Origin of the sequence: Polaromonas aquatica, assembly GCF_050626995.1 — a bacterium.
Taxonomy (GTDB): domain Bacteria; phylum Pseudomonadota; class Gammaproteobacteria; order Burkholderiales; family Burkholderiaceae_C; genus Polaromonas; species Polaromonas aquatica_A.
The window spans coordinates 909,794-930,298 of the sequence record NZ_CP192467.1; the positions used below are offsets into that span (position 1 = coordinate 909,794).

Sequence of the window (20,505 nt, forward strand, 5' to 3'; positions counted from 1 at the left end):
GGGAAACCGGCATCGCTTGGTAAAGTCAGCACCATGACCCCACGCCTCTCGCCTGCCACCGCCACGCTGCTGGTGATTCCTCCGATGCTCTGGGCCGGCAATGCGGTGGTCGGTCGTCTCGTCACCGGCCTGGTACCGCCCATGACGCTCAATTTCCTGCGCTGGGCGCTGGCGTTTGTGATTCTTCTGCCGCTGGCGTGGCGAGTGCTGAAACCAGACGGCAACCTGTGGCCACACTGGAGGCGCTTTGCCATGCTGGGCCTTCTGGGGGTAGGCTGCTACAACGCCCTCCAGTACCTGGCGCTCAAAACCTCCACACCCCTCAATGTGACGTTGGTGGCATCCAGCGTGCCGATCTGGATGCTGGTCGTGGGTGCGCTGTTTTTTGGCCAGCCCGTGTCGAAGCGCCAGATCGCCGGCGCCGTGCTGTCAATTGCCGGCGTGCTGGTGGTGCTCTCGCGCGGCCAGTGGGAACTCTTGATGCAGGTACAACTGGTACCCGGAGACCTCTATGTGCTGCTGGCCACGCTGGCCTGGGCGTTTTACAGCTGGCTGCTGTCGCAGCCCAAAGAGCCGGCTGAAATCCGCCGCGATTGGGCCGCCTTCCTGATGGCGCAGATCGTTTTCGGGCTGGGTTGGTCGGGTGCGTTTGCCGCTGGTGAGTGGGCGCTGACCGATACGCACATCGTCTGGGGCTGGCCACTCGCGGCAGCCCTGCTGTACGTGGCTGTCGGGCCGGCGGTGATTGCTTACCGCTGCTGGGGCATGGGCGTGCAACGCGTCGGGCCGGCGATCGCGGGCTTCTTTTCCAACCTCACCCCGTTGTTCGCCGCGCTGCTGTCGGCGGCGTTTCTCGGCGAGCTACCGCACCTCTATCACGCAGCGGCCTTTGTGCTGATCGTGGGCGGCATCGTGGTGTCGTCGCGGCGCTGAGTTGAACGGCGAGCGTCACCGCAATGGTTTGATTTTCACAACACATCGCGAAAAACCATCGCATAAAACTTGCCAAGCCCGCGCAGCCTCTTCAGAATCCGATCCTTGCTTTGAGCCGCCGCGCAACGAACAACCTTGCGCGATAAACACCTTGAAGCCCTTAAACACCATGACTTTGTTCACTCACACCTGACGCACCCTCCACTGCCCCCGGCTGGATGTGGTGCCAACCATACCCAGCCCTGCGGGCAGTCGGTGCCGTGCCTTCACGTGTGAAGCGCGCTCCGCAAACCCCAGGCTGATTTTTCGCCGGGGTTTTTTGCTTTCTGGAGTGCGCACATGAGTGCCAAAACTTTTTCCCGTGACTTTGCCAACGGCAAGGTCAAGCATTTGCGGCGCATGAAGCAGCCGCTGGCTTTGACCTTGCCGTCACCCACACCACGCAACCCTGTGGTGCGTTCCCTCGTCCAACGTGCCATCACGTCGGGTGCGGGCAAACATATTCGCAGCACCGGCGCGCATCGCCGGGCTGAAACCGTGGCTTTGCAAAAGGCCCTCAAAAATTTGACTGATTGACATGAAGAACGATATGACAACCGAGACGGTAGCCGCAGCCCGCGTGCCGCCCGAGCTCATGCGTGAACGCAGTGCCCATCTGGGCCTGGTCGCTGCCGAGCTGAAGACCGAACTGTTCGGCATTGACGACATCATCGACCGGGTGATCGAGTCGATCCGCGCCTGGTACGTGCTGCCGCACATCATTCGCCGCCCGGTGATCGTGTGCCTGTGGGGCCTCACCGGCACCGGCAAGACCCAGCTCACCCGCAGCCTGGCGCGGAAGCTGGGCTTTTACGACCGCTTTGTCGAAGTGCAGATGGACGGCTTCAGCAACGGCAGCAGCTGGCGCAGCGCCGACTCCATCAGCGCGATGCTGGCGGAATCCGGCGTCGCCGAGAGTGAGCCCGGCATTCTGGTCCTGGACGAGTTCCAGCGCTTTCGCACCGTCGATGAAAAAGGAAAAGACTTTGCCGTCAAGCGCTACCAGGACGTGTGGCAGCTGCTATCCGACGGGCGCCTGCCGCCTTCGCTGTCCTTCCTGCAGGAGCTGGAATCGTCCCTGGCCTACTCGCTGTACGACAACGAGCGCGAGGGTGAGGCTGAAGCGAAGCCCGTCGCGGACGGTACCCCGCCTAAAAAACTGAAGTTCGCTCTCTCACCCTACCAGGCTCAGGAGTTCCGGCAAAGCCTCAAGCTCAAGGAGCCGCTGCAAGAGGTAATGACCTGGACGCCTCAACAACTGCAGGAGCGGATGCTGGTGTTCAAGTCATCAAGCGACTCCTGGGAAACGGATTACAGCCGCCTGCTCATCATCGTCTCGGGCAACCTCGATGAGATGTACGAAGGTATGGCCCAACGCGTGGAAGACTGCGACACCGACGCCGACATCTTTCACACCATGACGAAAAAACTGTCGATGATCGATGTCAAGAAGGCGCTGGGCGAACGCTTCAAGCCCGAGCAGATCGCGAGGCTGGGCAACAACCATGTGATCTACCCCTCGCTGAGCCAGGCCACCTATGAGCGGCTGATCCGCGGCACCTGCGCGCGTTATGTCGATGAAATGCGGGCAAGCGCGGGGCTGTCGTTTGAGCTGGATGAATCGGTGTACCAGGGCATCTATGCCAACGCGGTCTTCCCGGCCCAGGGCACACGCCCATTGTTTTCGTCCATTCACGCCATTCTGAGCGCGCCGCTCGTCAATGCCGTGCTGTGGGCCCTTGAGCAAGATGTTCCGGCGGACAGCACGCTGCACGTCAGGCTCGATGCGACGGCACAGTCGCTGCGTGTCAACCTCGGCAAGGAAGGCGGCCCCAGCGTTGCCTACCTCGTGCCTCTGGAACTCAACCAGCTCAAGGAGCGCGCCGGTCCGGACTTCCGGGCTCTGCTGGCTGTACACGAGGCGGGCCACGGCCTGGCCTACGCCCGGCTGTTTGGCCACGCGCCCCAGGAGGTGAAGATCAACGTGGCCTCTTTCGAGGGCGGTTACAACAGCTATGTGCGCATGAAGGCGGAATCCCGGCAAAGCTGCCTGGACCGCATCTGCGTGGGCCTGGCAGGCCGCGCCGCCGAAGCCTTGGTGTTCGGCGATGACGCCTGCACTACCGGCAGCGAAAGTGACTTCAAGAACGCCACCGCGCTGGCTGCACGGTTTGTGCGCCATTTCGGTTTCGGCAACCGGCTGAGCCGCACCGACGTGACCGACAGCACCGAGGAAAACCTCAACACGGATGTGGAACCGACCAACGCCGGGATTGAGGCCCTGCTGACGCAGGAGTACGCGCGCGCGCAGGGGATTCTCAAAGCAGATTCAGCTCTGCTGATACGCATCGTGGACAAGTTGCTGGCGCACGGCCAGGTCACCAGCGAGCAGATGGCCAGCCTCGTGGGTGTGGCCATCGCAAAGGGGGAGGAGATGCTTGAGCCCTATGCGGAGCAGCTTCAGGTGTTTTGCCTGCAACACGCGCTGGTGCAGCGGGCTTCCGGCCACCGCAGCACGACGGATTTGGAGGCGGCAGTCACGCCCTTGGGCATGACTGTATAGTGCGCGCCGTCCAGCCGGATGAACCAGACCCGCCGGAAATCAGGTGATTGGCTGTATGGTTTATCGTGAGGCAATCACTTTGAATGGCCCCGCCTGCGCTAGAACCGTGGACTGATACCCGAAAATTCCGGCTGATACCTGCGCATCTGCGCGAGGTCGTTGCGGTTGCGAATGCCGCAGTCCAGGTATTGCTGGTGCAGCTCGGCCAGCCGCGCCGGGTCGAGCTCCACGCCCAGGCCGGGTGCCGTCGGCACCTTCACGGCACCCTGGTCGAATTTGATCCGGCCGCCCTTGATGACCTCTTCTTCCTGCCACGGGTAATGTGTGTCGCAGGCGTAGGTCAGGTTGGGAATCGCGGCGGCCGCGTGCGTCATCGCCATGAGGCTGATGCCCAGGTGCGAGTTCGAATGCATCGACATGCCCATGCCGAAGACCTCGCACATGCGCGCCAGCGATGCCGTGGCGCGCAGGCCACCCCAGTAGTGGTGGTCGGACAGCAGGATCTTCACCGCATTGAGCGATGCGTTGCGCCGGAACTCGTCCATGGTCGTGACCACCATATTGGTGGCCAGCGGGCTGCGGCAGTGGCCGGCGAGCTGGGCCATGCCTTCCAGGCCCGGTGTCGGGTCTTCGTAATACTCCAGCAGTTCGTCGAGCTCGGGCGCGGCATCAATGCTGGTCTGCAGCGACCAGTTGGCGTTCGGGTCCAGCCGCAGCGGATGCTTTGGGAACGCTTTGCGCAAGGCTTTTATGCCTGCGATCTCTTCGGCGGGCGGAAACACGCCGCCCTTGAGCTTGATGCTCTTGAAGCCGTACTGGTCCACCATGGCCTGGGCCTGCTTGACGAGCTGCGCTGGCGTCACGGCTTCGCCCCAGGCGTCGGGCGCATAGGGTTTGTCCACATGTTCTGCGTACTTGTAGAACAGGTAGGCGCTGTAGGGCACGGCATCCCGCACCGCGCCGCCCAACAGGTCGCAAATGGGCAGGTTCAGCAGCTGACCCTGCAAATCGAGCATCGCGACTTCGAGCGCGCTGATGACCTTCTCAGCGTTCTTGGCGGTGTGGGAACCGGGCGCCAATTCAAACTGCACGCCGCCGCCCTGCCCCGGCTTGATGCTGGCGCGCACGCGCTGCTCCATCACATTGAGGTCAAAGGGCGAGAGGCCTACAACCAGCACACGCGCCTGCTCCAGCACGGCCAGCATGGGCGCATCGCCGTAAGTTTCGGCAATGCCCAGCCGGCCATCCGAGGTCTCGAGTTCGATGATGCTGCGCAGGGCCCAGGGCTCGTGGATGCCACTGGCGTTGAGCAGCGGGCCGTCGCGGAACGCGATGGGCGTGACGCGGGCGTGGGTGATGCGGATGTCTTTGTTTCTCATATGTCAGCTTGCAGTGGCTCCGGATTTTTTGACCAGTTCGGCCCAGCGCGTGATTTCGCTTTTCATGTGGGCGGCGAGTTCGTCAGGCGAGCTCGCGATGATTTCCATGCCCAGCTGGTCGTGCAGCTTGGCGACCACGTCGGGCATCTTCAAAATTTTGGTGATCTCGGCGTTGAGGCGCTGCACGATGGGCTGCGGCGTGCCTTTGGGCGCATACACCGCCTGCCAGGAGGACATCTCGAACTTTGCGATACCCGACTCCATCATGGTGGGCAACGCGGGCGCCAGCGCGATGCGCTTGCCGGTGGTGACGGCCAGCAATTTGAGCTTGCCGGCTTGTACCAGCGAGACGGCGGCTGTCATCTGGTCGAACATGAAAGGCACCTGGCCGGCCACCACGTCCATCATCGCGGGCGGTGTGCCTTTGTAGGCCACATGCGTGAGCGGCACACCGATCAGTTCGGCGAACATTTCGCCCGCCAGATGTGTCGAGGTACCCGCGCCCGAGGAGGCGAAGTAGCGCTTGGAAGGGTCGCGCTTGAGCAGCGCCACCAGGTCGGCCACCGAGTTCACGCCCAGCGCCGGGTTGACGATCAGCACGTTGGGCAGCATGGCCACCAGCGAGATCGGCTCGAAATCCTTTATCGGGTCATAGGGCAGGTTTTTATAGAGGCTGGCATTGATGGCGTGCGTGCTGATCGTGCCGCCGAACAGCGTGTAGCCGTCGGCCTTCGCTTTGGCCACATAACTCGCGCCCACGGCGCCAGCCGCGCCTGGCTTGTTGTCGACCACCACCGGCTGGCCCAGGATGTCCGAGAGCTTTTGCGACAGCGTCCGGCCTATAACGTCGGTGGAACCCCCGGGCGTGAAGGGAACGATGTAGGCAATGGGTTTGGCCGGCCAGCCCGGCGTGGCGACGTCGGCGGCCAGCGCGCGCAGAGGCCAGGTGGCGGAAGTTGCCGCCAGGCTTAGTCCGCCCAAGCTGCCCAGCGCCTTGCGGCGCGTGAAATGAGTGCTCATTAATGTCTCCTGATGTATTTCGGCCCCGCCCGTTCGCTTGGCCGGCAGCCCGTAACTGATGTATTTTTAGTTTGGCATATATGTTAGCGCTAACAATTGGATGATAATGAGCAAAACAAATGCCGTCAAGTCAGGCGCTGACTCTTTCGACAATGGAAAACCCGAGGTCGCGGACCTTGGGGCCCGGATCCAGGCCCTCGACGCGGTCCAGGATAAACCGCGCCGCCTGGCGGCCAATGGAAGTGCCGTCAATCCGCACAGTGCTCAGCGCGGGATGGATATGCGCGGCAAAGGGCATGTCGCCAAAACCCATGACCGCCATGTCGCCGGGAACATTCATGCCCATCGCCTGCATTTCGGTGATCACGCCCTGCGCTATCACGTCCGAGCCGCAGAACACCACATCGGTTTCAGGATGTTCCGCCCACAACTGCGCAAAGCCCGAGCGCCCGTTGGCCAACGACGAAGGCGCCGGCACCGTGCAGACTGGAATGGAAGGCACGCCCAGCGCCGCAAAGCGCTGCTCGAAGCCAGACCGCCGCAGCATGGCGCGCTGGTCGTCCGCAGTGATCAGGGCAGGTCTGCGATAGCCTTTGCGGTAAAGGTAATCTGCCACTTCGGCGCCGGCTTTCTCCTGTGAAAAACCGACGATCATGTCGATGGGCGTGGGTGTGATGTCCCAGGTCTCGACGATGGGGATGCCCGAGGCCAGCAGGCGCCTGCGCCCTTCCGGCGAATGCATGATGCCGGTCAGCACGATGCCGTCGGGCCGGCGGCCCACGATGGTGTCTATCAGCGCGTCCTCACGTGCGCCGCTGTAGCCGCTCTGGCCCAAAATCAGCTGGCAGCCGGCCTCAGCCAGCGCGTCAGTCAGCGCCTGAATGGTTTCCAGGAAAACCGGCCCGGCGATGGTGGGCACCAGCGCCGCCACCAGCCGGCTGCGGTTGGAAGCCAGGCTGCCGGCCAGCAAGTTGGGTACATAGCCGCTACGCGAAATCGCGCTGCGCACACGCTCCAGCGTTTCAGGCGACACGGCGGCCGGCGTGTTGAGCGCGCGCGACACCGTAATGGCCGACACGCCGGCCAGGCTGGCCACGTCACTGAGGGTGATGCCGCCGGTACCGGGTCGCGGGGCGCGCTTTGCTTTTCGCAGCGTCTCTGTGGGTGACTTCATGCCCGAATGTTAACGCTAACTTGAATGCGAGGCGCTCAATCCGGATCCAGGCCGAAGCGCCGTCTGAAGGCATCGCAAAACTCCGCGGTCCCGCTGAGGGACAAGGTCAGCGTATGCCGCAGCTTGCCGGGTGGGCCGGCCTCGACAGACAGCCGGTGCGCCGCCTCGTCATAAAGCAAAGCCTCAGGCGCCGTCAGCTCCTGCATGCCGTGCAGGTCGTAGTCCCAGTCCAAGCCGTCCTCAAGCGGGCCGCGCCGCCCGGGGAATTCCGCGTGGGCCCAGTCCAGCACCTGGATCACTTCCGTATGGACGGCCGGCACCTGATCGGGCCAGGTTGACGCAACGGCTTCCAGCGTCCCCGTGCCATCGCTGCCTTCCGCGTAGTCGAAGTGGAGGTAGTCCAGGCTCAAGAAAAGATACCCAGTGGGTTCAGTAAGTGCCCGGATAAGCCCCGCCGTCGGCCAGCACATTCTGCCCCGTCATGTAGGCAGCGTGCGTGCTGCACAGGAAGGCACAGATGGCGCCGAACTCTTCGGGCGTGCCGAAGCGCTGGGCTGGGATGTTCTTGCGGCGCGCGTCCATGATGGCTTCCAGCGGCTGGCCGCTCTTCTGCGCCGCGCCGCTCATGGTGCCGCGCAGGCGGTCGGTGTCGAAAGCGCCCGGCAACAGGTTGTTGATGGTCACACCTTGCGCCGCGAGCTTGGTGCGCGCCACGCCGGCGACAAAACCGGTCAGCCCGCTGCGCGCGCCGTTGGACAGGCCCAGGATGTCGATCGGCGACTTGACCGAACTGGAGGTGATATTGACGATGCGCCCGAAGCCGCGCGCCGCCATGCCGTCGACCGTGGCCTTGATGAGCTCGATCGGGGTCAGCATGTTGGCGTCCACCGCCTTGAGCCAGGCGTCGCGGTCCCAGTCGCGGAAGTCGCCGGGCGGCGGGCCGCCGGCGTTGGTCACCACGATGTCGAAATCCTTGCGCAGCGCGAACACCGCGGCGCGGCCTTCGGGTGTGGTGATGTCGGCTGCGACGTACTGGACGCTGGCGCCCGCGGGTTTGCCCTTGTCCGCCTTCAGCTTTTCAGCCGCGGCCTTCAGCGTTTCCTCGCCGCGCGCGACGATCAGCACATGCACGCCTTCGCGCACCAGCGCCTCGGCGCAACCCAGGCCCAAACCTTTGCTGGCGCCGCACACCAGCGCCCATTTGCCTGCAATACCCAAATCCATAATAATTCCTCATTACAACCACGGGGGAGAGCGGCTCATGATACTGAGTAAATTCAAAATGCAGGCGGGGATGGTTATCTCTGCCGTGCTGCTGTTCAGCGCCGTGGCAGAGGCCCAGCCTCAAGGCGAAGCCGCATTGATCAAACGCGACTCCCAACTGCGCGAAGCGCCGGGTGATTCGGCTCGCAGTCTCGCACCGCTTCCGGTCCAGACACCCGTGACGCGGCTTGGCGAGCGCCAGGGTGCATGGATCAAGGTCCGCATGGCCGACGGGGCCAGTGGCTGGGTGCACATGTTTGACATCACCGCCGCCAACTCACAAGCCGGCGCAGGCACCAGCGCCCTACGCAGCTTGTCGAGCTTTTTCAACAAAGGCAGCGCGCAAGCTCCCGGTGGCTCGGTGGCCACGTCCACGGTCGGCATCCGCGGCCTGGGCGCGGAGGACCTGGCCAATGCGGTGCCCAACCTGGCGGCCGTGGCGCAGGCCGACGCTAACCGCGCGAACGCAGCCCAGGCCCGGCAGTTTGCGGGCGGTGCATCACTGAACAGCCGGCAGGTCGACCCCCTGCCCACGCCGTCACCGCCGGCAGCCGTACAGAGCTCGACTGGCAGCGACCGGTAAGAACCATAAAAAGCATAACAAGAGGGATGCCATGAACCTGCAAAACACCCTGACGCCCGCACAGCTTGTGCGCCATTCGGCCTGGGCCTTCGTCCTGCTGGTCAGTCTCAGCCCTTTCACCGTCCAGGCCCAGGATCCGGCCAAGGCGCTGGGCGGCCTGTTCCAGTCGCTGATACGCCCCAACCAGCCCGCGCAGCCGGCGCCCGCGCAACCCAACTCCGCGGCCGGCCTGGCCGGCGCGCTACTGGGCGCTAGCCTCACGCCGGGCGGGCAACAGGCGGCACAGGGTGGCGACTTGTTTCAGTTGCTTTCGCAGTCGCTGGACCAGATCGACGAGCCGCGCGAAATCCAGATTGGCCAGCAGCTGGCAGCCGTGCTGCTGGGCAGCAAACCGCTCTACCCTGACGTGGCCATGCAGCGTTACCTCAACCAGCTGGGCCGCTGGATCAGCCTGCAATCCTCCCGCCCGGACCTGCCCTGGACCTTCGCTGTCCTGGATGACCCTGGTTTCAATGCATTTGCCACGCCGGGGGGCTATGTATTTGTCACCAAGGGCCTGATGGACCGCGTCGCGGACGAAGGCGAACTGGCGGGCATCCTGGCCCATGAAATCACCCATGTCACCGCCAAACACCATCTGATCGCCATGAACAAGGCGGCGCGCGCCGGCCTGCTCACGCAGGTGATCAGCTCGCAGCTGAAAAACGACTTGGGTGGTCTGGTGTCGTCGCAACTGCTGGCGCTGGGCCGCAACATGTACACCAAGGGACTGGACCAGCAAGATGAATTTGATGCTGACCGCACCGGTGTGGCCCTGGCCGCGCGCGCGGGCTTTGACCCCTATGGCCTTGTCGCGGTGTTGCAGCAACTGCGCACCGCAGCGCCCGATGACGCGCTGTTTGCCCTCTCGCTCAGCACGCATCCACCGGCACAGACGCGCCTGAACCAGCTCGAGCAGGCCATGGGTAATCGCCTTGATGCTTATGCGGGCCAGCCTTCTGTGACGGTGGCGCAGCGCATGAGCGGTGCGAACCGCCGGCCTACGGCGCAAGCGCCTGCGTCGATGCGTACACCCGCAAAGAAGTAGCAGCGCCTCTGACACCACGCGCTATCAAATTAGTAGCTGATTGCACACGTAGTAACTGGGTTAGAGGCCGATTTGATACCTAAGCAGCTTCGGTGCGCACGGGAATCCTTAACCCAGCATGAGCCGCGGGACTGGCTTTGCCAGACCGCAGGCGGGCGGCCCCCTCGGGGGGCAGCGACCCACACGCAGTGGGGGAGCGTGGGGGCTCTTATCTGCCTTTGGTAAAGACGAAAATGCCGGCAATCACCAGCACCGTCCCGGCCGCCACCCACGCCGTGAACGGCTCACCCAGGATCAGCACGCCCATCAGGATGGTGGACATCGGGCCCACCATGCCGGTTTGCGCGGCCATGCCGGCGCCGATGCGTTCGATGGCCATCATCACCATCAGTACCGGCACGGCGGTGCACAGCGTGGCATTGAGCAGCGACAGCCAGATCACCTCAGGCGCCACGGCCGCAGCACTTATGGGCCGGAGCAACACGAACTGCAACAGGCATAGCAGACACGCCACGGTGGTGGCCAGACCCACCAGGCGCAGGGAGCCCAGCCGCGTGACCATTTCACCGCTGTAAACCAGATAAAGCGCATAGCTCACCGCGCTCAGGAACACCAGCAGCGCACCCCATGCTGCGTCCGCACCCTGAAACGTAATCTCGTGCCCGAACACCAGCACCACGCCGCAGTAGCTGATGGCCATGCCGATGATTTGCGCAGCGCTGACACGGCGCTTGTACATCACGAGACCCAGCAGCAGCACCAGCGTCGGATTGAGATAAAGGATCAGCCGCTCCAGCGAGGCGCTGATGTAAGCCAGGCCGGCGAAATCCAGGAAGCTCGCGAGGTAGTAACCGGTGAAGCCCAGCCACAGCACACCCAGCCAGTCCTTGCGCGTGAGCGGCGCCTTGCCCCGGCTGGCCCACCAGGCCATGGCGGCGAAGATCGGCAGCGCGAACAGCATGCGGTACATGATCAGCGTGACGGCATCGACGCCGTAGCGATAGGCCAGCTTGACGATGATTGCCTTGCCGCTGAAAGCGATAGCGCCGAAAGTGGCCAGCAGCAGCCCGGCCGCTATGCTTTTTGTAGCTGCTTGCGCTGGTAATGCCTGGGTTGCAGGCCGATTTTCATCAAATTTATCGGTCAAGGTTATTTTTGTTAAAAACCCACGGCCTGGCCATCGCGCCGCGGATCACTGGCTGCCACATAACCCTCGACTTTGGGATTTCCGGCGCGCCAGATAAATTGGCCGGCGCCAAAGTCCTGGTAAGAGTCGTTGATGACCTCCGTGCGATGGCCTCGGTCGGCAAGGCCCTGCACGGTGCGTTGGTCCATCGCCGCTTCAACGTTGATCTCGAGGCCGGCGTTGTAGCGCCAGCGCGGTGCGTCGCAAGCAACCTGCGGGCTCTGGCCGTAGTCCAGCATGCGCACCAGCGTCTGCATATGGCCTTGCGGCTGCATATTGGCGCCCATCACGCCATAGCTCATCACGGGTTTGCCATCCTTGCTGAGGAAGGCCGGAATAATGGTGTGGAAAGGCCGCTTGCCTGGCGCAACCTGGTTGGCGCCCGGCTGCAGGCTGAATCCGTGTCCGCGGTTTTGCAGGCTGATGCCGAATTCGGGCTCGACGCAGCCCGAGCCGAAGCCCATGTAGTTGCTCTGGATGAAGCTCACCATCATGCCGTCTTCGTCGGCCGCCGTGAGATAGATCGTGCCGCCCTTAACGGGGTTGCCCGCGCCAAAGTCCTGTGCCTTTTTCATATCGATAAGTTTGGCACGGGATGTGAGGTAGGCGTCATCGAGCATTTGCTCGGCCGTCACCTCCATCGACGAAGGCTCGGCTACGTATTTGTAAATGTCGGCAAACGCCAGCTTCATGGCTTCGATCTGCAAATGCTGCGAATCCACACCATCGACAGGCAGGCCGGCGACATCGAATTTATCGAGGATGCCCAGCGCAATCAGCGCGGCAATGCCCTGCCCGTTGGGCGGGATCTCATGCAGCGTGTAGCCGCGATAGTCCTTGCCGATGGGCTTGACCCATTCGGGCTGATAGCTGGCGAAGTCTTTGGCGGTGATGCTGCCGCCGTTTTGCGCAGAAAACTTTTCGATGGCCTGGGCAATCGCGCCGCCGTAATAGGCGTCGCCCTTCGTTTCGGCAATGGCGCGCAAAGCTTTTGCCGCGGCCTTGAACTGAAACAGCTCGCCGACATTGGGCGCACGGCCCCAGGGCAGGAAAGACTGCGCAAAGCCCGGCAGTGATTGCAGCTCTGCCGTAGCGGCCGCCCATTTCTGTTGCACCACGGGCGGCAGCAGGTAGCCGCGTTCGGCGATTTCGATGGCCGGCTCCATCAGGTCGGCAAACGGCAACTTGCCAAAGCGTTTGCTCAGCGCCACCCAGCTGGCGATCGCGCCTGGCACGGTAACGGAATCCATCCCGCGCTTGGGTGGCGTCTGTGCGCCAGCGCCATATTTGCGGCTGAAGTATTCGGGCGTCCAGCTTTGCGGCGCGCGGCCGGAGGCGTTGAGCCCGTGTAACTCCTTGCCATCCCACAGGATGCAAAAGGCATCGCTGCCCAGCCCGTTGCTGACGGGCTCGACGACGGTCATCGCGGCCGCGGCGGCAATCGCCGCATCCACCGCATTGCCGCCCTTGAGCATCATGCGAAGGCCGGCTTGCGCGGCCAGCGGATGCGAGGTCGACACCACATTGCGCGCAAACAGCGGCAGGCGGGTGGAGGTGTAGGGGTTGCTGTAGTTGAAGTTCATGAGTGAGTCACCTATTGAAGGTAAGGCAAGGCAAAAGAAAAAAAACTAGTTCTGCCGGGCTAAAGACCAACGGTTAGCCAATGGCAAGCAAGCCCCGTACGCACCTGCCTGCGGCGCCTGAGTGCAGCATGTGCGTGCCGCATGGAGAGAGATCCATCGGAAGGCCACTCGGCAAATCAATCCGTGGTGATTTTCCGCTCGGCAATGATTTTTTTCCACTTGGCGGTGTCGGCCCTGACCATCGCCGCAAACGCCGGCGGCGTGCCGCCCGCGGGTTCCGCGCCCAAACGGGCGAAACGGTCCTTCACGTCGGCATCGGCCAAAGCGGCATTCACTGCCTGGTTGACCTTGCCCACCAACTCGGGCGGCATGCCCTTGGGGCCAAACACGCCAAACCAGGTGACCGACTCGAAGCCGGGTAAAACTTCCGACACCGTTGGCATATCGGGTGCCAGCGCCGTGCGTTTCAGGGTGGTGACCGCAAGCGCCCGCAGCTTGCCGTCCTTGACGTGCGGCATGCCGGTGACAAACGAATCAAACAGCACGTCGATCTTGCCGCTGATCAAATCCGGCATGGCCAGCGCCGTGCCGCGATAGGGGATGTGAAGGATGAAGGTGCCCGACTGCGCCTTGAAGTATTCGCTCGTCAGATGGACGATGGTGCCATTGCCGCTGGAGGCGTAGTTCAGGCGCCCCGGGTTCTTGCGTGCATGGTCAATAAACTCCCGCATCGTTTTGGACGGCGACGAGTTGGGCACCAGCACGACATTGGGCGAACTCGCCACATAGGCGATGGGCGTGAAATCGGTTTCGGCGTTGTAGGGAATTTTCGGGTTGATGGCCGGGCCGATGCTGTGTGTGCTCGAGGTGGCCAGCAGCAATGTGTAGCCGTCCGCCGGTGACTTGGAAGCCGCGTCGGCGCCTATCGTGCCGCCGGCGCCCGGACGGTTGTCGACCACCACCGTCTGGCCGATTTTTTCACCCAGCTTTTGCGACAGGGCGCGCGCCAGGATGTCGGTTGCACCGCCTGCGGGGAAAGGCACGATCATGCGGATGGGTTTGGACGGATAGGCCTGGGCCATGGCTGGCCCGGCAAGCGTTGCGGCAAAAATCGTAGCGACAACCATCGGCAAAGCGGCAGCCAGCGAAATCATATGTTTACGTTTCATTGGGCCATTGTGCAACGATTTTTGAGCACCGACTATGCTGCAAGCGGGCAATGAGGCCAAACAAAAAGGCACCCGAAGGTGCCTTTCTTTGATTCGCGGGACGCTTTCACGCCGCAGGAAGTCTTCTGTTATCAGTCAGCCTCGACGAAGGCTTCTTCCCGTTTGTTCTTGACCGCCGGCAACAGCACGATGACCAGCAACAGGAGGGCGGCGCCCAGCAGGCCTGCGGAAAGAGGCCGTGTGACAAAGACACTCCAGTCGCCGCGGGACAACAGCAAAGCCCGGCGCAGATTTTCTTCCATCATGGGGCCCAGGATGAAGCCCAGAAGCAACGGGGCGGGTTCGGCGCCAAGCTTGATAAACAGGTAACCGATGCATCCGAAGATCGCGACCATCCAGATATCCCAGGTGTTGTTGTTGGTCGAGTACACCCCGATGGCGCAGAACAACACGATCGCAGGGAACAGCAGACGGTAGGGAATCGTCAGCAGCTTGATCCAGATACCGATCAGCGGCAGGTTCAGGATCACGAGCATTGCATTGCCGATCCACATCGAGGCGATCAGGCCCCAGAACAGTTCCGGATTGCTGGTCATGACCTGCGGGCCGGGCTGGATGTTATGGATCGTCATCGCCCCCACCATCAAGGCCATCACGGCGTTGGGCGGGATGCCCAGCGTCAGCAAGGGAATGAAGGAAGTCTGCGAGCCGGCATTGTTGGCCGACTCAGGTGCGGCTACACCGCGGATGTTGCCCTGGCCAAAAGGCACCTGGCCGGCACGGCCCTTGATTTTTTTCTCGATGGTGTAGGCGGCAAAAGCCGACAGCAAGGCGCCGCCACCCGGCAAGATGCCCAGGCAGGAACCCAGTGCGGTGCCGCGCAGTACAGCCGGCGCCATGTCCTTGAAGTCCTGCTTGGTCGGGAACAAGCCGGTCACCTTGGCAGTAAACACCTCGCGCTCATGCTCGGGCTGCGCCAGGTTGCTGATGATTTCACCGTAACCAAACACGCCCATGGCAATCACGGTAAAGCCAATGCCGTCGGTCAGTTCAGGAATATCAAAGCTGAAACGCGCCACACCGGAATTCACGTCCGTACCGACCAGGCCCATCAACAGGCCCAGCACGATCATGCCGATGGCTTTGAGCAACGAACCCGAGGCAAGCACGACAGCGCCAATCAGGCCCAGCACCATCAGCGCGAAGTACTCGGCGGGGCCGAATTTGAAAGCGAGCTCGGTCAGCGGCGGGGCGAAAGCCGCGATGATCAGCGTGCCAACGCAACCGGCAAAGAATGACCCCAGACCCGCTGCAGCCAGCGCCGGCCCCGCTCGCCCTTTTCGCGCCATCTGGTAGCCGTCAATGCAGGTCACCACCGATGAGGACTCTCCCGGCAAGTTCACAAGGATGGCGGTAGTGGAGCCGCCGTATTGCGCGCCATAGTAAATACCCGCCAGCATGATCAGCGCCGACACCGGCGGCAGGGCGTAGGTTGCCGGCAAGAGCATGGCGATGGTCGCAACCGGGCCAATGCCGGGCAACACACCGATCAGCGTACCGAGCACGCAACCAATAAAAGCATATAGCAGGTTAATCGGCGTAAACGCGACGCTGAAACCCAAAGACAAATTTGATACGAGATCCATTTTTTTTCTTCCTTAACCGGTGATAAACGCAGGCCACACCGGGAACTGCAGCTTCAGCGCAATCACGAAAGCCAGGTAACTGCCGATCGCGAGCACGGTTGCCAGGATAAATGTGGTCCTGAATTTCCAGCCCGCTTCAGCCATACTGGTGATAAAGGTCAAGGCATAGATGGCCACGATAAGGCCCATGGCCGGCACTTTGAGGGAAGGCAAGCCTGCCAGCAAAATACCGAAGGTCACATTACCCGCAATGATGAAAAACAGCGGTTTCCAGGCCCATTTGCCGATTTTGGCGCCGTCCGCGCTTTCAATCACCAAGGCCGTAAAAGTGACTGCCATGCCAATCACGGCCAGCAGTATTCCCAGCATGAGGGGGAAATAGCCTGGGCCCATACGGGCGCCCTCGCCCACGTTATAGGTGGTTGCACCCCATGCGAACGCCACACCGACGCCCATGAACATGAGGCCGCAGAAAAAGTCTTTCTGACTCTTGATATTCACGGCTGTCTCCTCAATACAGATAAAAGAAAGGAATCGCTGGATTGTGCATTCAATCACCCTTACCCAGCATGTGGCTTTCACCTATGCGTCAGGTGACGTCAAGAACGCGTAAGTTCTGCCAAATCTCGCGAAATACCCCAACGCCGGCTCATCAGGACAGGGGTGGGGTGGAAGCCAGCACTTCCTCAATAGTGGTCAGGCCCTCCGCCACTTTAAGTGCGCCGGCCAATCTCAAGGGACGCATCCCTTCGCTGACGGCCTGACGGCGCAAGGCATCAATGTTGGGCTCTTTCGAAACCCTTTCCTTGAATCCTTCCGTGACCGTCAGCAGTTCATAGAGACCCATGCGCCCACGAAAGCCGGTCATCCGGCAATCCACGCAACCCACCGGCTTGTAGGGCCGATAGCCGCCGCTAATTTGCCAGGGCTTGACCAGCTCAGCGAGTGTTTCGCGTGAAGCGGCCTCGTCGGGCTCCCGGCAATTGCCGCAGAAGGTGCGCACCAGCCGCTGCGCCAGCACGCCCAGCAGCGTTGCGTTGATCAGATAGGAAGGAACGCCAAGCTCCATCAGTCGTGACACCGCGGACGGGGCGTCATTGGTATGCAGCGTGCTGAAAACAAGGTGGCCGGTCAGTGCCGCCTGGACGGCCATCTCAGCCGTCTGCAGGTCCCGGATTTCGCCCACCATGATGATGTCCGGATCCTGCCGCATTAATGCGCGCAGCCCCTCGGGGAAATCAAAATCAAGATGCGCCTGCACCTGCGTCTGGTTAAAAGAGGCCTCGATCATTTCGATCGGATCTTCAATCGTGCTGACATTGACCTCTTCAGTCGCGAGCCGCTTGAGCGTTGAATACAGCGTAGTGGTCTTGCCGGACCCGGTAGGCCCGGTGACCAGGACAATGCCATAGGGGCGCTGGACCAGTTGCTCCCAGCGTTCGGCATCGTGCTGCGAAAACCCCAGCGCACTCAGGTCCTTGACCGTCGTATCCGGGTCAAAGATCCGCATCACCATTTTTTCACCGAACGCGGTGGGCAGGGTCGACAGCCGCATCTCAATTTCGTCGCCGCGCGGGTTGCGGGTCTTGATCCGGCCGTCCTGCGGACGGCGCTTTTCCACCACATCCATGCGGCCCAGCAGCTTGATGCGGGCGGTCATGGCGTTGTGCACGCCCATGGGGAGTTGGTAGACCGGGTGCAACACGCCATCGATGCGAAAGCGGATCACGCCCTGTTCCCGCCGGGGCTCCAGGTGAATGTCACTGGCGCGCTGGTCAAAGGCATATTGCCAGAGCCAGTCCACCACCTGCACCACGCCCTGGTCGTTGGCGTCCAGCTGCTTGTTGCTTTTGTTCAGCTCAACCAGTTGCTCAAAGCTGGCGGACCCGGAATTGCCACCCGACTTGGTAGCGGCCTTGACCGATTTGGCCAGTGCAAAAAATTCGGCGGTGAACTTGGTGATTTCAAGCGGACTCGCGACGACCAGCCGCACGCTGCGCTTGGCTTGCCGTTCGACTTCCTGCACCCAGTCGGTGATGAACGGCTCGGAAGTGGCAATGACTACTTCGCTGGAGGTCACCTGCACTGGAAGTACCTTGTGCCGCTCGGCATACATGGCGGACATGGTGTCCGCCACCTTGCCCACATCAACCTTGAGCGGATCAATCCTCAAATAGGCAAGGCCCGCGCGTTCAGCCAGCCACTGCGTAATCGTTTCGATGTCCAGGGGCTTGCCGTCAGCCAGCCGCGTCATGCCGACACTGGCCAGGCGCGTCAGCGGAGGCTGTGCACTCTGCACCTGCGAGCAACGCGCAATCGTCCGCTGCGCTTCGGTGGCACTGATCACACCATCCTCGCTGAGCCATTCAACCAGCATGCGCCAGTCCAGCGGCCCAGCGTGGGGCTTTTTAACGTGCGGGTCTTTGGAGTGTTTGGGGTGCGTCACGGCGCTCATGGGTCGCACTGTACCCCATCCGCAGCGGTCTTTACCATCCGCAGCATAGCGCCGCTAAGCCGCCGGAACGAAAAGCCGCAGCCATTTTTTGGCGGGCAGATCCCAGCGCGATTCAATGATCCCTGCTTGCTGCAGTAGATCGGCCCGTTCGGGGCGTGTCGGGTCGCGTTGGGCCAGTACCACAGTGTTGCCTTCGCGCGTCGGCCGGAATGTCCAGACCGCTTCGGGCCCAAACGCTTCCGCGATTTTTGTCAGTGACTGCACGTAACTGGAGTCACGACCGAAAAGATTCACAGTCATCACCCCGTCTTCAGCAAGAAGCCCGCGGCAGTCTTCGTAAAAATCTGCGCTGTCCAGTACTGGCGCCGCTGCTTCATGGTCATACAGGTCGACATGCAGAAGGTCCACCGTTCCCTGGTGCAAAGGTTTTTGGATTTCCTGCGCCGCATCAGCCTCAATGACATGCAGCCTCAGGTCGTCCCGAGGCAGCTTGAACCAGAGCCGGCAGGCCGTGATCACCTGCGGATTGATTTCCACCGCCGTGGTCTTCATGCGCAGTTTTTTATAACAAAACTTGGTGAGCGCGGCAGAACCCAGGCCCAGTTGCATCGCGTGCTTTTTCGACACTGCTGCCACGTCCGTGAACAGCAGTCCCGCCATCATGCGCTGAACATACTCCAGCTCGATGTCATACGGCGCGTCGCGCAGCATGGAACCTTGCACCCATTCAGTGCCCAGGTGCAAAAACCGCACCTCGCCGTAGTCGGAAAAATTGACTTCGGGTAATTCAGCCGCTGTTTTTGCTGTTTCTTTTTTTGACATCAAACCAATCCATGCTTTTCAAAAACCTCACGCCAGGCAGCGAGTTTGCGCTCAAAACTCCAGGAGGCGTTCGCCGGGCTTGTCGAAGGCAGCTTGTAGAGCTGGACCCCCATGCTCGGCACTGACGTGTCCCCGCTGCCCCCTGAGGGGGTGCTCGCGCCTTGGGGCGGCCCGGCGGCGCTCAGGGCGGCCTTTACAACCAATGAATGCTTGAAGCTTTCACCGCCGTTGTGGGCAATCGCCTCCAGCGCCGGGCACAGTCGCCGCAAGCTGGCGAGGTCGTTGACCTGCGCATTGCGGATATTGCTGTCCAGGCTGCCCTCGCGCTCACAGGCTGCATACACGTCCCACAGGCCCAGGCCTTTGGACAAGAGCCATTCGCTACGAATTTGATAGCGGCTTGTGCCCGTTTTTATTGGGCTATCAGGCCAAACGGCTTGCAAAATCTTCCAGAAATGGTTCTGCGGATGGCCGTAGTATTGCTGCGCGGCCAGCGAGGCAGCACCCGGAAAACTCCCCAGTACCAGCAGGCGGGTGTCAGGAGACACCAGCGGCGCCAGACCCGCCAGCGGAGGTTTAACAGTGTCCTGAGTCTCCTTCACGCCAGCAAGGCTCCCAATTTCGGCAACGCCCGCAGTGCGTTAGCGGTCGTCGCGCTCGTCAGCGACGCCAGTGAAATTCCCCGCAAGTCCGCCACCTGCTGCGCGATACGCGGCAGCTCGCCCGGTTCGTTGCGGCCCTGGGCCTGGCCGGCTTCGCGCTGCGCCGCAGTCCTGTAAATCCAGTGCGGCGGAATGTCGGGCGAATCCGTTTCCATCACCAGCGCCTCGAGCGGCAGTTCAGCCGCCAGGCGCCTGAGTTGCAGGGCCGGCTCAAACGTGACGGCACCGCCAAAGCCCAGCTTCAATCCGAGTTTGATGAATTCAGCCGCCTGCTGCTCGCTGCCATTGAACGCATGGCCAATGCCATGCCAGCCGCCCTCCGGCGTCAGGTCGCGCAGGTGCTTGAGCAACTTGTCGGCCGATCGCCGCACATGCAGGATGACCGGCAGGCCGTGCTTGCGCGCCAGTTTGAGTTGTTCGCGGTAAAAGTGCTCCTGGCGTTCACGCATCGGGCTTTGCGTCAGCGCAGGCACAAAATAATCCAGGCCGATTTCTCCCACTGCGACCAGCCGCGGATCGGACCGTCTCAGCGCGAGTTCGCTGTCCAGCGCCTGCAGGTCGGCCTCTTGCGCGCGCGGCACGTAAAGCGGGTGAATACCCAAGGCGTAGCTGTCTGAAAACCGGTGCGCCAACACACGGACCGCCTCGAAATTGAACACGCCCACAGCCGGAAGCACGCAATGCGCAACGCCTGCAGTGGTTGCCCGCGCACGGACTTCAGCGACATCGGCGGACAGTTCACCGGCGTCAAGATGGCAGTGTGTGTCTATCCAGAAAGTCATTGACTCAATGCGGTAAGGCACCCGTGGTGCGAAAAGAAAAGATAGGCGAAAAGGGAAGAACCTGGCGCGGGCCTTGCTTGCAGAAGATGTTGACACAGAAATGAAATCGGGACACGCTATGCTTTTTTTGAGGAAATGCACACGCAATTCGTGAACGTT

At 61.9% G+C, this 20,505-nt stretch carries 19 protein-coding genes; 5 read left to right on the forward strand and 14 right to left on the reverse strand.

Annotation, left to right across the window (positions count from 1 at the left end):
- Positions 1-33 precede the first annotated feature (33 nt).
- The 3 genes from ACQ4MS_RS04365 to ACQ4MS_RS04375 all read left to right on the forward strand — a co-directional run bounded on the left by ACQ4MS_RS04365 (position 34) and on the right by ACQ4MS_RS04375 (position 3,535).
- Positions 34-933: a DMT family transporter gene (locus ACQ4MS_RS04365; RefSeq protein WP_431097976.1), complete on the forward strand. Its 900-nt coding sequence runs from the start codon at positions 34-36 to the stop codon at positions 931-933.
- A 339-nt stretch (positions 934-1,272) separates the two neighbouring features.
- Positions 1,273-1,509, forward strand: a complete 237-nt coding sequence (locus tag ACQ4MS_RS04370; protein ID WP_431097977.1) for a hypothetical protein — start codon at positions 1,273-1,275, stop codon at positions 1,507-1,509.
- Positions 1,510-1,522: 13 nt separating this feature from the next.
- Positions 1,523-3,535 carry an AAA family ATPase gene (locus ACQ4MS_RS04375; RefSeq protein WP_431097979.1) on the forward strand — a complete coding sequence of 671 codons (2,013 nt, stop codon included), beginning with the start codon at positions 1,523-1,525 and terminating at the stop codon, positions 3,533-3,535.
- Between the two features lie 98 nt (positions 3,536-3,633).
- Here ACQ4MS_RS04375 and ACQ4MS_RS04380 read toward each other — a convergent pair whose 3' ends face one another.
- From ACQ4MS_RS04380 to ACQ4MS_RS04400, 5 genes are all read right to left on the reverse strand, one after another.
- Positions 3,634-4,914, reverse strand: coding sequence for a glucarate dehydratase family protein (locus tag ACQ4MS_RS04380; RefSeq protein ID WP_431097980.1), 1,281 nt, complete (start codon positions 4,912-4,914; stop codon positions 3,634-3,636).
- Positions 4,915-4,917: 3 nt separating this feature from the next.
- A complete protein-coding gene (locus ACQ4MS_RS04385) occupies positions 4,918-5,934 on the reverse strand; it encodes a Bug family tripartite tricarboxylate transporter substrate binding protein (RefSeq protein WP_431097981.1) in 1,017 nt (338 codons plus the stop codon).
- A 130-nt stretch (positions 5,935-6,064) separates the two neighbouring features.
- Complete coding sequence (locus ACQ4MS_RS04390) at positions 6,065-7,108, reverse strand: LacI family DNA-binding transcriptional regulator (RefSeq protein WP_431097982.1); 1,044 nt, start codon at positions 7,106-7,108, stop codon at positions 6,065-6,067.
- A gap of 35 nt (positions 7,109-7,143) precedes the next feature.
- Complete coding sequence (locus ACQ4MS_RS04395; RefSeq protein ID WP_431097983.1) at positions 7,144-7,518, reverse strand: hypothetical protein; 375 nt, start codon at positions 7,516-7,518, stop codon at positions 7,144-7,146.
- 19 nt (positions 7,519-7,537) lie between these two features.
- Complete coding sequence (locus tag ACQ4MS_RS04400) at positions 7,538-8,332, reverse strand: SDR family oxidoreductase (protein WP_431097984.1); 795 nt, start codon at positions 8,330-8,332, stop codon at positions 7,538-7,540.
- Between the two features lie 70 nt (positions 8,333-8,402).
- On the opposite strand from ACQ4MS_RS04400, the gene ACQ4MS_RS04405 reads away from it, so the two are divergent.
- Together ACQ4MS_RS04405 and ACQ4MS_RS04410 are read left to right on the forward strand one after the other, a co-directional pair.
- Positions 8,403-8,954, forward strand: coding sequence for an SH3 domain-containing protein (locus tag ACQ4MS_RS04405; protein ID WP_431097985.1), 552 nt, complete (start codon positions 8,403-8,405; stop codon positions 8,952-8,954).
- 31 nt (positions 8,955-8,985) lie between these two features.
- A complete protein-coding gene (locus tag ACQ4MS_RS04410) occupies positions 8,986-10,041 on the forward strand; it encodes a M48 family metalloprotease (RefSeq protein ID WP_431097986.1) in 1,056 nt (351 codons plus the stop codon).
- A gap of 208 nt (positions 10,042-10,249) precedes the next feature.
- On the opposite strand, the gene ACQ4MS_RS04415 is transcribed toward ACQ4MS_RS04410, so the two are convergent.
- The 9 genes from ACQ4MS_RS04415 to ACQ4MS_RS04455 form a co-directional block, all read right to left on the reverse strand.
- A complete protein-coding gene (locus tag ACQ4MS_RS04415; protein ID WP_431099533.1) occupies positions 10,250-11,119 on the reverse strand; it encodes a DMT family transporter in 870 nt (289 codons plus the stop codon).
- Between the two features lie 80 nt (positions 11,120-11,199).
- Complete coding sequence (locus ACQ4MS_RS04420) at positions 11,200-12,810, reverse strand: gamma-glutamyltransferase family protein (protein WP_431097988.1); 1,611 nt, start codon at positions 12,808-12,810, stop codon at positions 11,200-11,202.
- 176 nt (positions 12,811-12,986) lie between these two features.
- A complete protein-coding gene (locus ACQ4MS_RS04425) occupies positions 12,987-13,979 on the reverse strand; it encodes a Bug family tripartite tricarboxylate transporter substrate binding protein (protein ID WP_431097989.1) in 993 nt (330 codons plus the stop codon).
- A 131-nt stretch (positions 13,980-14,110) separates the two neighbouring features.
- Positions 14,111-15,625: a tripartite tricarboxylate transporter permease gene (locus ACQ4MS_RS04430; RefSeq protein ID WP_431097991.1), complete on the reverse strand. Its 1,515-nt coding sequence runs from the start codon at positions 15,623-15,625 to the stop codon at positions 14,111-14,113.
- Positions 15,626-15,637: 12 nt separating this feature from the next.
- A complete protein-coding gene (locus ACQ4MS_RS04435; protein ID WP_431097992.1) occupies positions 15,638-16,126 on the reverse strand; it encodes a tripartite tricarboxylate transporter TctB family protein in 489 nt (162 codons plus the stop codon).
- Between the two features lie 151 nt (positions 16,127-16,277).
- The gene (locus tag ACQ4MS_RS04440; protein WP_431097993.1) at positions 16,278-18,080 is read right to left on the reverse strand and encodes a GspE/PulE family protein; all 1,803 of its coding nucleotides are present in this window, start codon (positions 18,078-18,080) and stop codon (positions 16,278-16,280) included.
- A 54-nt stretch (positions 18,081-18,134) separates the two neighbouring features.
- The gene (locus ACQ4MS_RS04445; protein ID WP_431097995.1) at positions 18,135-18,902 is read right to left on the reverse strand and encodes a spermidine synthase; all 768 of its coding nucleotides are present in this window, start codon (positions 18,900-18,902) and stop codon (positions 18,135-18,137) included.
- Positions 18,902-19,504, reverse strand: a complete 603-nt coding sequence (locus tag ACQ4MS_RS04450) for a DNA-deoxyinosine glycosylase (RefSeq protein ID WP_431097996.1) — start codon at positions 19,502-19,504, stop codon at positions 18,902-18,904. Before ACQ4MS_RS04450 ends, ACQ4MS_RS04445 begins: the two co-directional genes overlap by 1 nt.
- Complete coding sequence (locus ACQ4MS_RS04455; RefSeq protein WP_431097997.1) at positions 19,501-20,346, reverse strand: TatD family hydrolase; 846 nt, start codon at positions 20,344-20,346, stop codon at positions 19,501-19,503. The genes ACQ4MS_RS04450 and ACQ4MS_RS04455 overlap by 4 nt, the downstream gene beginning before the upstream one ends.
- Positions 20,347-20,505 lie beyond the last annotated feature (159 nt).